10 protein-coding genes are annotated in these 11,651 nt (G+C 74.8%); 8 read left to right on the forward strand and 2 right to left on the reverse strand.

Annotation, left to right across the window (positions count from 1 at the left end; translation table 11 throughout):
• Nucleotides 1-36 precede the first annotated feature (36 nt).
• Both ABZ924_RS14010 and ABZ924_RS14015 read left to right on the forward strand, forming a co-directional pair.
• Nucleotides 37-1,236, forward strand: coding sequence for an MFS transporter (locus tag ABZ924_RS14010; RefSeq protein WP_361907988.1), 1,200 nt, complete (start codon nt 37-39; stop codon nt 1,234-1,236).
• A 64-nt stretch (nt 1,237-1,300) separates the two neighbouring features.
• Nucleotides 1,301-2,023, forward strand: a complete 723-nt coding sequence (locus ABZ924_RS14015; RefSeq protein WP_361907991.1) for a CDP-alcohol phosphatidyltransferase family protein — start codon at nt 1,301-1,303, stop codon at nt 2,021-2,023.
• Here the strand turns inward: ABZ924_RS14015 and ABZ924_RS14020 are convergent.
• Nucleotides 2,004-2,489: an adenylyltransferase/cytidyltransferase family protein gene (locus ABZ924_RS14020; RefSeq protein WP_361907994.1), complete on the reverse strand. Its 486-nt coding sequence runs from the start codon at nt 2,487-2,489 to the stop codon at nt 2,004-2,006. The genes ABZ924_RS14015 and ABZ924_RS14020 overlap by 20 nt on opposite strands.
• 172 nt (nt 2,490-2,661) lie before the next feature.
• Here ABZ924_RS14020 and ABZ924_RS14025 point away from each other — a divergent pair, with 172 nt between their 5' ends.
• The 3 genes from ABZ924_RS14025 to ABZ924_RS14035 are packed head-to-tail and all read left to right on the forward strand — an operon-like array spanning nt 2,662 to nt 6,829.
• Nucleotides 2,662-3,867 (forward strand): glycosyltransferase, encoded by a 1,206-nt coding sequence (locus tag ABZ924_RS14025; RefSeq protein ID WP_361908084.1) that lies wholly within the window; start codon nt 2,662-2,664, stop codon nt 3,865-3,867.
• Nucleotides 3,864-5,621 (forward strand): lipopolysaccharide biosynthesis protein, encoded by a 1,758-nt coding sequence (locus ABZ924_RS14030; protein ID WP_361907997.1) that lies wholly within the window; start codon nt 3,864-3,866, stop codon nt 5,619-5,621. Before ABZ924_RS14025 ends, ABZ924_RS14030 begins: the two co-directional genes overlap by 4 nt.
• Nucleotides 5,618-6,829, forward strand: a complete 1,212-nt coding sequence (locus ABZ924_RS14035) for a hypothetical protein (protein ID WP_361908000.1) — start codon at nt 5,618-5,620, stop codon at nt 6,827-6,829. Before ABZ924_RS14030 ends, ABZ924_RS14035 begins: the two co-directional genes overlap by 4 nt.
• Before the next feature lie 398 nt (nt 6,830-7,227).
• On the opposite strand, the gene ABZ924_RS14040 is transcribed toward ABZ924_RS14035, so the two are convergent.
• Nucleotides 7,228-8,646 carry a hypothetical protein gene (locus ABZ924_RS14040; protein WP_361908087.1) on the reverse strand — a complete coding sequence of 473 codons (1,419 nt, stop codon included), beginning with the start codon at nt 8,644-8,646 and terminating at the stop codon, nt 7,228-7,230.
• Between the two features lie 203 nt (nt 8,647-8,849).
• Here ABZ924_RS14040 and ABZ924_RS14045 point away from each other — a divergent pair, with 203 nt between their 5' ends.
• From ABZ924_RS14045 to ABZ924_RS14055, 3 genes are read left to right on the forward strand one after another with little or no spacing between them, the layout of a single operon-like run.
• Entirely contained in the window at nt 8,850-9,404 is a 555-nt protein-coding gene (locus tag ABZ924_RS14045; protein WP_361908003.1) for a WcaF family extracellular polysaccharide biosynthesis acetyltransferase, read from the forward strand.
• On the forward strand, nt 9,401-10,522 hold the full coding sequence (locus tag ABZ924_RS14050; protein WP_361908006.1) for a glycosyltransferase: 1,122 nt from the start codon (nt 9,401-9,403) through the stop codon (nt 10,520-10,522). Before ABZ924_RS14045 ends, ABZ924_RS14050 begins: the two co-directional genes overlap by 4 nt.
• 37 nt (nt 10,523-10,559) lie before the next feature.
• The gene (locus ABZ924_RS14055; RefSeq protein ID WP_361908009.1) at nt 10,560-11,207 is read left to right on the forward strand and encodes a hypothetical protein; all 648 of its coding nucleotides are present in this window, start codon (nt 10,560-10,562) and stop codon (nt 11,205-11,207) included.
• Nucleotides 11,208-11,651 lie beyond the last annotated feature (444 nt).

Raw genomic sequence — 11,651 nt, forward strand, 5'->3', positions numbered from 1 at the left:
TGACGAATGATTCGCTGGCGAAATACTCTCACCGGCATGACCTCGCCGATCCGGCGGCTGCTCGTGGGCCGCACCTTCGCCGCGCTCGCCTCCGCCCTCATCCCCACCACCCTCACCCTGGCCGTCGTGGGCACCGGCTCCGCCGGGGACCTCGGCACCGTCCTCGCGAGCGAGCTGCTGCCGATGCTGCTCCTGCTCCCCGTCGCCGGCGTCGCCGCCGACCGCTTCCCCGCCCGGCGGGTGGTGCTCGCCGCCGACCTGGTGCGCGCCGCCGCGCAGGCCGCGACCGGGCTCCTGCTGCTGGCCGGCCCGGTGCACATCGGTGCGCTCGCGGCGCTGGCCGCGGTCACCGGGGCCGGCGTCGCCTTCGGCAACCCCTCGGCCCGTACCCTCGTCGCCGCCGTCGCCCCGGCGCCGGACCGGCTGAAGGTCAACGCCCGGCTCGGGGTGGCGGGCGGCCTCGCCCAGATCGCGGGACCGGCCGCCGCGGGCGCGATGATGCTGGCGCTCGGAGCCGGCTGGTCGTCCCTGCTCACCGCCGCGCTGTTCGCCGGCTCCGCGCTCACCCTCGGCGGGCTGCGCACCGCGCCCGCGCCGGGCGGCCGCGTCCGGGCCGGCTTCGGCGCCGAACTGCGCGACGGCTGGACCGAGGCCCGGCGGCACCCGTGGTTCCTGGCCAACGTGCTCGCCCACGGGGTCTGGCACCTGGCGGCCGGGCTGCTGCTGACCCTCGGACCGCTGATCGCCGTCGAGAGCCTGGGCGGGGCGACCTCCTGGGTGGTCGTCGCGCAGGTGGGCACGGCCGGGCTGCTGGTCGGGGTGTGGGCGGCCGGCCGGCTGCCGATCCGCCGCCCGCTGCACGGCGTGGCCGTCGGGGCCGCGGCGCAGGCCCTGCCGCTCGCCGCGTTCGCCCTGCGGCTGCCGGTGGCGGTGACGGCGGGCGCGTACTTCGCCGCGATGTTCGGCCTGGGGGTGCTCAGCCCGCTGTGGGAGACCGAGATGCAGCGCCGGATCCCGCTGGATGCGCTCGGCCGGGTCGGCTCCTTGGACACCCTCATCTCCTTCGCCGCCCGCCCGCTCGGGCTGGCGGTGGCCGCGCCGCTCGCCGCGGCGACCGGGACGGCGGCGCCGCTGCTGGTCGCGGCCGTCCTCACCGCCGCCGCCAACCTCGGGGTGCTGCTGCTTCCGGACGTCCGCCGGCAAGCGGAACGGGAGCCCGTCCCCGCCCTGCGATGATGTGGCCTTCGTACACACGTGCAACACCCGTGCACGTGTGCCCTCGTACGGATCAGGGGTGCGCATGGCGAGTGTCGGAGTCGCGCTGCGGGAGCTGCGCGGGGCGCAGAAGTCGGCGAAGGGGGTCTCGCTCTACTCGCGCTACGTCAACCGGCCCGCCGGGCGGTACCTGGCGGCCGGCTCGTACGGGCTCGGGCTGACCCCGAACCAGGTGACGCTGGTCAGCGCCGTCTTCAGCTTCGCCGCCGTGGCCGCCGTGGCCCTCGCCGAGCCCTCCTGGGGGCTGGGGGCAGCGGTGTGGGCCGCGCTCGCCGTCGGCTTCGCCTTCGACTCCGCCGACGGGCAGCTGGCGCGGCTGCGCGGGGGCGGCAGTGCGGCCGGCGAATGGCTCGACCACGTCGTGGACTGCGCGAAGCTGACCGCCCTGCACACCTGTGTGCTGATCGCCTTCCACCGCTTCCCCGAGGCGTACGGGACGGGCTCGGCCGGCTGGCTGCTGGTGCCGCTGGGCTTCCAGTTCGCCGCGGTCGTCACCTTCTTCGGGGGGCTGCTGACCGAGAAGCTCAAGCCCAGGCCCGCTCCGGGGAGCCCGGCCGCGACGCCGTCGACGCTGCGCGCGGTGGCGCTGCTGCCCGTGGACTACGGGGTGTTCTGCCTGGTGTTCCTGCTGCTGGGCGGCGGCGGGATGTTCCGCTGGGCCTACGCGGGCCTGGGGGCGGTCGCCGCGCTGTTCCTGGTGGCGTTCCTCGTGAAGTGGTTCCGGGAGCTCAGCGCCGTTCCGCGGTGAGCGGCTGCTCCGCCGGCGGCGCGGCCAGTGCGTCCAGTGCCCGGCGCAGCTGGGTGCTGGAGGTGTGCACGGTGTAGGGGAAGTAGACGACGTCGACGCCGACGGCGGCGAAGTCCCGCTCCAGCTTGTCGCCCTTGGCGGTGCCCCGCCAGTCGTCGCCCTTGAAGATGACGTCGAAGCGGACCTGCTTCCAGGTCTCCACCTTGTCGGGGACCGTCTCGACGAACGCGGCGTCGACGTACTTCACGCTGCGGACGATCTCCAGCCGCTCGACGAGCGGGATCATCGGGCGGCGCCCCTTGGCGAGTTCGGCCATCTCGTCGGAGACGACCCCGGCCACCAGGTAGTCGCACTGGCTGCGGGCGTGCCGAAGGATGTTGAGGTGTCCGATGTGGAACAGGTCGTAGGCGCCGGGCGCATAGCCCACCCGGTACGGTCTGCGCGGCCGCGCGGCGAGCTCGGTCAAGTCCCGCTCCGTCATGTGTTACCCCCCAGCAACCACACCCCCCGGTGTGGTGGATTAGCAGACAATAGCGTGCACGTTCACTGGCGTGCCGGTGAACGAATAGGGTGACGTGCGCATCATCCTGGGGAGAAGGGGACCTCACGTGTCCACATCCGGCCACCGGCGCTTGCTGCTGGTTTCCACCAATTACGCTCCCGAGCACGCGGGGATCGGCCCGTACGCCACCCAGATCGCGGAGCACTGGGCGGAACTCGGCCATGAGACGCACGTCCTCGCCGGCATGCCGCACTACCCATCGTGGTCGCTGGAGCCGGAGTACAGGGGGGCGCTGCAGCGAACGGAGCGGCGCGCGGGGGTCATCGTGCACCGGCGCGCGCACACGGTGCCGCCCCGCCAGACCGCCGTGAAGCGGGCCCTGTTCGAAGGATCGATTCTGCTGCACGGTGCCGTGGCGCCGCCCCGGATGCGGCGCCCCCACGCGGTCATGGCGCAGATGCCCAGCCTGGCCGGCGGGGTCCTCGCCGCCCGCCTCGCGGCCAAGTGGAAGGTGCCCTTCATCCCGGTCGTACAGGACCTGATGGGCGCCGCCGCTGCGCAGAGCGGCATCAGCGGCGGCGACAAGGCGGCCGCGATCGCCGGACGCGCGGAGGCGTACGCCCTCAAGCGGGCCGCCCTCGTCGGCGTCATCCACGAGACCTTCGTCGACCGCGTCGTCGGCATGGGCGTCGACCCGAAGCGCATCCGCCTCGTGCCCAACTGGTCCCACGTACCCCAGCCGACACGGCCGCGCGGCGAGACCCGGCGCCACCTCGGCTGGGCCCCCGGCCAGACCGTCGTTCTGCACTCCGGCAACATGGGCCTCAAGCAGGGCCTGGAGGTGCTCGTCGGCGCCGCCCGGCTCGACCCGGCCGTCCGCTTCGTCCTCATGGGCGACGGCAGCCAGCGCACGGCGCTCGAGTCCCTGTCCGCGGACGTGCCGAACCTGGACATCATCCCCCCTGCCGCCGACGGAGAGTTCCCGGATATCCTCGCGGCGGCGGACGTCCTCGCCGTGACGCAGCACGCGGCCGTGCTCGACATGAGCGTGCCGTCCAAGCTGACCTCCTACTTCCAGGCCGGCCGGCCCGTCGTCGCCTCCGTCGCGGCGGAAGGCGGCACCGCCCAGGAGGTGGAACGTTCGGGCGCGGGGGTGCTCGTACCGCCGGAGGACCCCGAGGCCCTGCTGAAGGCCGTGCGGATCCTGGCCGAGGACCCCGAGGGCGCGGACGCACTGGGGGCGGCCGGGCCCCGCCACGTGGCGGCCCACCTGAGCCGCGACGCGGGCCTGGCCCGCATCGACGCACTGATAGACGAAGCACTTGGGGGTCCGCAGCCGTGATCGAGACGAACCGCCCCGCAGCGGTCCCGGCCGAGGACGAACCCGACCTCCTCAGGGACCAGTTCCGCCAGCTCCTGCGCTACCGACGGCTCCTCGGCGCAGGCATCGGAATCGGCCTGCTCGGCGGTGTCTACCTCGGCATCGACACGGCCGACACCTACGTCGCGACCGCGGACGTCGTGCTGCGCGCGCCCACCGACGACCCGTTCAACCCCAGCCTCGCCCCCGACAAGGCCATCAACATCGGCTCCGAGCGGCAGGTCGCCCTCTCCAGCTCCATAGCCGAGGAGGCCGCCAAGAAGCTCGGCGTCCCCGCGAAGGACCTCGCCGGCCTGCGCAGCGGCCTGCAGGTGACCAACCCGCCGCAGACCATGGTGCTCCGCTTCACCTACACCGCCTCCTCGCCCGGCCAGGCCGCGAAGCGCGCCAACGCCATGACCGACGCCTACCTGCTCAAGCGGCAGGAGTCCCTCGACGTCACCCGCGACAAGATGGTCAAGGGCTACCAGGAGCAGCGCGACCCCGTCGCCAAGAACCTCGACGAACTGGTCAAGCAGATCAACGCGATGCCGGCCGGTCCGGCGCGCGACGCCGCGTACAACTCCAAGACCGACCTCCAGGGCAAGGTCAACACGCTCAACAGCAACATCGCCAAGCTCCAGGCCCTGGACATGACCCCGGGCCGGGTCACCAGCGCCGCCACCCCGCCGAGCCGTGCGGACGGCCCCGGCATCCCGATGTCGCTCGCGCTCGGCGCTGCCGTGGGCCTCGCACTCGGCCTGCTCGCCGCCTGGGTCCGGCTCGTCTTCGACCCCGCCCCGCGCTCCGAGGGCGACGTCGCCCGGGCCCTGCGCGCCCCCGTGCTCGGCTCGCTGCCGCGGGACAAGAGCGCCGGCGGGCCGCTGCTCGCGGCCGGCGAGGAGGACCCGCGGCTCGCCGAGGAGTTCCGCTCGGTGGCCTTCCGGCTCGCCTACGACTCCCGCTTCGCCGACCGGCGCCGGCTGCTCGTGGTCGCCCCGCGCGGCAGCAGCGAGATCGCCGCCGCCGTGGCCGTGAACCTGGCTGCCTCCTTCGCGGAGACCGGCAAGGACGTCCTGCTCATCGAGGCCGACCTGCGCACGCCGGTGCTGGCCAGCCAGCTGCCCACCGACGCGGGCGGGCGGCCGCGGTGGAGCCGTACGGCGGGGGGCGCAGGGCACGAGAGGCCGGCGACCGGTGCCCCGGGCGGCGAGTCCGACTGGCCGGACGGGCGCCAGCTCGTCGTGGACGCCGGGGAGTCCGGCGCCTTCGACCTGATCCCCGGCGACCGGGTCCGCAACGTGGCCCGCGCGCTGACCTCGCCGCGCGCCACCCGGCTGATCTCCGAGGCCGACTCCCCCAACTCCACCGTCGTGGTGCTCGCCCCGCCGGTGCTCTCGTACGCCGACGCGCTCGCGCTCGTCGACCGCGTCGACGGCGTCCTCGTCGTCTGCGACCCGCGCGCCGTCCACCGCACCGACCTGTCCCGGATCCGCGAGCTCATCACCGGCGCCGGGGGCACCGTGCTGGGTGCGGTGGTGCACGGGCCGCTGCCGGACGAGAAGCCGGGCCGCGGCAAGGGCAAGGGCAGGGACAAGGACAAGCCGAAGGGTGCTTCCGCCGCGCCGCAGCCGGAGCGGCAGCGTCCGGTCCCGCCGCCGGCGCAGCAGCAGCACATACCGGGCGACGGCACCGACACCGTCGCGCTGCGCACGGTCCGCACGGGCCGCAGATGAGCCGGCGCGGTCTCGCCGCCGTCGCCTCGGTCCTGGACCAGGCCGCCTCCAGCGCCACCAACATCCTGGTGCTGGTGCTGGCCGCCCGGCTGTCCACGGCGGCCGGGTTCGCCGACTTCTCGATGGTGTACGTGGCCTTCAGCGTGCTGCTCGGGCTGAACATGGCGTACGTCGGCCAGACGGTGGTGCTGGAGAAGGACGGGACGCGGCTGGGCGGGGCGTGCCGCTCGGGGCTCACCTTCACCGCCGCCGCCTCCGCCGCCGCCGGGGCCGGCCTGGCCCTCGTCGGCCTGGTGCTGCCCGGGGCCGGCGGGTGGGCCTTCCTCGCGCTGGGGCTCGTACTGCCGCTGGTGCTCGTCCAGGACGGGCTGCGGTACTGCTTCTCCGCGCTGCGCCGGCCCGAGCGGGCACTGGCCGCCGATGCGCTGCGGCTCGCGTGCGCGGTCGCTGCGCTCGCCGTGCAGCCCGAAGGGGCCCCGCCCGGGCGGCTGGTGCTGGTGTGGGGCCTGTCCGCGGTGCCCGCGCTCGCGCTGGGCCTGGTGCTGCTGCGGCCGTACGTGCGCGGGGCGCGGGCCGAGCTGGGGCCGTACCTGCGGCGGGGGCACCTCGGGCAGCGGTTCGTGGTGGAGTTCGCCGTCGGCAACGGCTCCAGCCAGCTGGCCGTGCTCGGGCTCGGCGTCTTCGCGACGCCGCTCGCGGTCGGTGCGCTGCGCGGCGCGACCACGGTGTTCGGGCCGCTGAACGTGCTGTTCAACTCGGCGAACGCGTTCGGGCCGCCGGTGGTGGGGCGGGCCGACGACAAGCGGGGGGTCGTCCGGCTGACGGCCGCGATGGGCGCGGCGCTGGCGGTGGTCGGCGGGGCGTGGGCAGCGGTGCTGTACGCGCTGCCGGCGGGGGCGGGGCGGGCCCTGCTCGGGGACACGTGGGGGGCCGTCACGATCCTGCTGCCGGCCACGGGCGCGCAGTACGCGGTGATGGGCCTGGGCACCTGCGCCCTGCTCACCCTGCGGGTGCTGGCCCCGAAGGCCACCCTCTCCCTCCAGCTCACCTTCTCCCTGCTCTCGGTGGGCCTCCTCCTCGGCGGCTACGCCCTGTTCGGCGTCGGGGGCGCGGCCTGGGGCCTGGCCCTGGGCTCGGCCCTGAAGGCCGCCGCCGCCTGGACCCGCGTATCCCGCCTCCCCGCTCCCGCGGCCCAGCCCGTCCCATGAACTCCCGCTGCGCGGAGCCCCTCCCCGCCCCGCCCTTTCTCCGTATCCCGGGACGCAGCCCCGGCCCCCGCGCAGGGGCTCCGCCCCCGCACCCCCGCGCCTCAATCGCCGGCGAGGCTTGATCACCCCCGACCACGGCCGTCACGCCGCCCGGCCCCTCCAGCCCCGCCGGCGTTTGAGGCGCAGGCTCAGGGGCAACGGCGCCGCACACGACGAACCGCACCGCCCGCACCTCCATCGCCGGGCGGCTTGATCACCCCCGACCACGGCCGTCACGCCGCCCGGCCCCTCCAGCCCCGCCGGCGTTTGAGGCGCGGGGGCTCGGGGGCAGCGCCCCCGCAACAGCGCCGCACCCGACGAGCCGCACCCCCCGCGCCTCCACGCGGCGCGGGCTCGGCTCAGCGGAGGGTGGTGGCGCGGTCCGTGCGGTGGGTGGCGATCAGGGCCAGGCAGAGGGCGGCTATCGCCACGCGGCCGGAGGCCTGGAGCAGCGGGCCGCGCAGAAGGATGAACGAGTAGCCGGCCACCAGCGGGACGACCACCGAGATCAGGCTGCCCGGAGGCGAGCGGCGGGTCGCGCGTTTGGCGTAGCGGCGGTCGACGCGGGCCGACCCGTAGCCGATGGCCAGGAGGCCGGCCCCCATGCCCAGGGGGCCGAAGTCGAGCCACAGTTCGGCCCAGACCGGCGACGAGAGGTTGGTGTTGACCGTGCCCATCCACTGGCCCACCATCACGCCCGTGTCCCGCGGCTTGCCCGGCCACACCGAGCGCGGCACCGCGAAGAGCACGGATCCGGCCAGCTGGCGGCCGTAGAAGTGGCCGGGGCCGGAGTTCGAGAAGGTGATGGTGTTGGCGAACATGCCGATCTGGTCGTAGTCCTTCAGGGCCAGCGGCTCCAGGAACGACGTGGTCTCCACCGGCTTGTAGTTCTTCTCGTCGTAGCGGAAGCGGTCCGCGAACGGGAAGACGAGCAGGGCCACGACCACGGCCATCGACAGGGCCACCCGGTACATCGCCGCGCTCACCGGGAAGACGGTGAACAGCATCGCGAACATGACCGTCAGGAACCAGTAGCGCGGGTTCGAGATCGGGTTGTTGACCACCAGGTTCAGCCCGCACAGCGCCGCCCACGTGAGCAGGATCGACACCTTGCGGCGGGCGTACTTCGAGGTGATCAGCCACCGGGTGTACAGCAGCCAGGCGAGCAGCGCCGGCACGGTGCCGAAGCCGCGCAGCAAGGCCTGCCCGGCCTGGCCGTCGCCGTTGGAGACGCCCGCCTCCTGGATGCCGGCGATGATCTCCTGCCGGCTGGAGAAGAACACCGCCGGGCCGCCGAGCTTCACGATGAACGCCGCACTGCACAAGAACGCCAGCACGGTGAGGAGTTGCAGCCGGCGCCGGTGCGCCATGACGGGCCGGCGCTCCTTGCGGGAGCCCCCGGCGCGCCCGGCCGGCCGGTGGCGGGCCAGCAGCACGCCGACGTCGTACGCGGTGCAGCCGAGCAGGACCAGCCCGATTGCGACGGTGAGGTCGGAGCGGGGGCCGACCACCGGGGTCGGGACCCGGCCCAGGACGGCCTGGGCGAGCGGGGCGACGCCCATCGCCATGTAGACGAACAGCCAGAAGGAGCCCTGCAGGAGTTTGCGGCGGCTGGTCAGCACCATCGCGGAGAGCCGGGCACCCGCGTACATGGTGAGCAGCAGCTGCAGCCAGAAGGCGGCGTCGCGCTGGCCGTCGCCGGACTGTCCGGCGACGAACAGCGGGAGGAAGACGGTGAATCCGAGGATCAGCGGGACGGACAGGGCCCTCGAGAGCAGGGTGCGCGGGGTGGTGACGCGGCCCCAGCGGTCGGGGTCCTCGCCGTCGGGCGGGCCGGACCGGAAGGCGGCGGCAAGGGGTTTGCGTATGTCCGTTGCCACTGCTGCCCCCACCCCTGTGCCTGATCCGCGCGCAGTCTAGTCTGAGCGGGCGGCCCCCGGGGAGGCGCGGCCGGGGGCGAACGACGAGGGGCGAGCGAGCGTTGCGTGATCTTCCTTCCTTCACGCTGACCGGGTACGACAAGGGGCGCGGGCTGCTGGTGCAGGCGCTCTGGTTCGCCGTGATGAACACGCTCTTCATGGCGTGGTTCTGCCCGGCCCGGCTGCGGGTGGCGCTGCTGCGCGCGTTCGGCGCGCGGATCGGCGAGGGCGTGCTGATCCGGCACCGGGTGCGGGTGCTGTGGCCGTGGAAGCTGACCGTCGGGGACCACACGTGGATCGGCGAGGGCGCCTGGCTGCTGAACCTGGAGCCGGTGACCATCGGTTCCCACGTGTGCATCTCGCAGGAGGCCATGCTGTGCACGGGCTCCCACGACCACCGGGCCGCCGACTTCCGCTACCGCAACGCGCCGGTCACCGTCGAGGACGGGGCGTGGGTGGCGGTCCGGGCGACGGTGCTGGCCGGGGTGACGGTGGGCCGCTGCGCGGTGGCCGGGGCCGGCTCCGTGGTCCACAGAAACCTTCCTGCACTGACCCTGCAGACCATGGACGGGCGGCGCCGTCCCGTCGAGGAGCCCAAGGCCGAGGAGCCCAAGTGAGAGTCCTGCACGCGGTCACGCTGCACTCCCCCTCGCACGCGTTCGGCGGGCCGGTACGGGTCGCGCTGAACCTGGTGAAGGGGCTGCGGGCCCGCGGCCACGAAGCGGGGCTGGTGGCCCTCGGCGAGGGCTTCGGCGAGCCCTGGCCGACCTCCGTCGAAGGGGTCCCAGCGAAGCTGTTCCCGGCGCGCCGGCTGCTCCCCCTGGGCTTCAGCGGCATCGCCTCGCCGGCCCTTCTGGCCTCGGCGGGCCGGCTCGTACGGGAGGCGGACGTGGTCCACGTCCACCTGGCCCGGGACCTGGTGACCCTGCCGGTGGCGCTGGCCGCGCTGCGGGCCGGGCGGCCGCTGGTGCTCCAGACCCACGGCATGGTGGACCCGAGCGGGAGGCTCCTGGCCAAGGTGCTCGACGCGGTGGCCGTACGCCGGGTGCTGCGCGGCGCGGACCGCGTGCTGTACCTGACCCCGCACGAGCGCGCCGGCCTCGACGCCGTCGTGGGCGCGCCGCTGCCGGCGGCGGTCCGGCTGGTCAACGGCACCCCGGCGGTGAAGGACGGCCGCCCGGCCGTGGCCGGCCCGCCGCGGATCCTGTACTCGGCGCGGCTCCAGGCCCGCAAGCGCCCGGTGGACTTCGTGGACGCGGCCCCGGCGGTCCTGGAGGCGCACCCGGACGCGGAGTTCGTGGTGGCCGGCCCCGACGAGGGCGAACGGGCCTCGGTCCTGGCCCGGATCGCGGAACTGGGCCTGACGGACCGCTTCACCGTCCCCGGCCCCCTGTCCGGCGACGGGGTGCAGGACGAGCTGCGGCGGGCGCACGTGTACGTACTGCCGTCGGTGGACGAGCCGTTCCCGATGTCGGTGCTGGAGGCCCTCGCCGTGGGCGTGCCGTCGGTGGTGACGCACTCCAACGGCCTGGCCCGGGACATCGCCACCGCCGGGGCCGGCCGAGCCGTCGAACCGGGCCCGGCGGGGGTGGCCGCGGCCGTCCTGGAGCTACTGGACCCCACGGCCAACACGGCCGCGTCCGCGGCGGCGCGCACCCTGGCCGCGCAGTCCTTCTCCATGGACGCCGTCCTGGACACCCTGCTGCCCGTGTACGAGGCGGCGCTGCGGCGCTGAGCCGGGCGCTGTCGGTGGGCCGCCGTAGCCTCGGTCCGTGGGGATCTACGTGGTCGACGTGGCGGCCGAGGACTGGGCCGAGGGCGAGGTCCGCGGGCCGCTCGCGGCTGCGCTCCGCGAGGAGTTGGCGCGGCGGGGGCTGGGGGGGTTCACGCCGCCGGCGCGGGGAGTCCGGGGTGCGGATCGGCCTGGCCGGCCCTGGTGGGCCACGCCGTTCGGCCGCCGCGCCCGGGTCAAGGGGCTCGGGGCTGCCACGGCCTTCGAGGAGAAGGTGAACCGGCCGTACGACGCCTTCGAGGCGTTGTGCCGGGACCGGCCCGACGGGCAGCGGTGCCATGACGCGCTGCTCGACTGGGAGCTGCTGATACCCGTCGACTTCGACGGCGTGCTCGTCCTGCCCGTGCCGGCCGAGCTCGACGGGGGCCCGGCCCGGGTCCGCAGTGCGCACCGCGCCGCCGAGGCCGGGCGGGAGTTGGCCGCTGCCCTCGACCTGCCGGATGCGGTGCCGCGGGACGGCGGGAACCTCGCCCTCACGAACTGGTTCTCCGGGCCGGCCGTACGGGAGGCCGCGGGGCGGTGGCCGGGGGCGTGGGTCGAGCAGCCGGACGCGGCGTACTTCACCGCCCTCTACCTGGGTGCCGCCGAGCACGCTCTGCGGCGCGGCTGCCCCATCGCCTACGGCTGACGCCACGGCCGTTTGCCACAGGGGGCGGCGGGCTCCGCGGCCCGGCCGTGCCTTCCGCTGCGCGGAGCCGTTCCCCCGCCCCGCCCCTTCCCGAAACCGTGGCCTGCGGCCCCGGACCCGCTCGCCTCAATCGCCGGCGCGGCTCAAAGAACGGGGCTCCGCCCCGGACCCCGCGCCTCAAACGCCGGCGAGGCTGGATTTTTGGCCGGGCGGCGCTGGATGGTGCCAGCGAGCTGAGTAGTGCCGACGCGCTGGATACTGCCGGCGGGCTGGAATCGTCGCGCAGCGGCACCATGCAGCCCGCGAGCGGCACAATCCGGCCCGCGCGGCGTTTGAGCGCACCGGGCGCGGAGCGGCCGGGTCTTCCGGCTCCCGCCGGGCCCATCCCAGCCCCGCCGGCGTTTGAGGCGGGCGGGGGCCAGGGCCGCAGGACCCGGTTTCGGG

Origin of the sequence: Streptomyces sp. NPDC046876 (assembly GCF_040645035.1) — a bacterium.
Classification (GTDB): Bacteria; Actinomycetota; Actinomycetes; order Streptomycetales; family Streptomycetaceae; genus Streptomyces.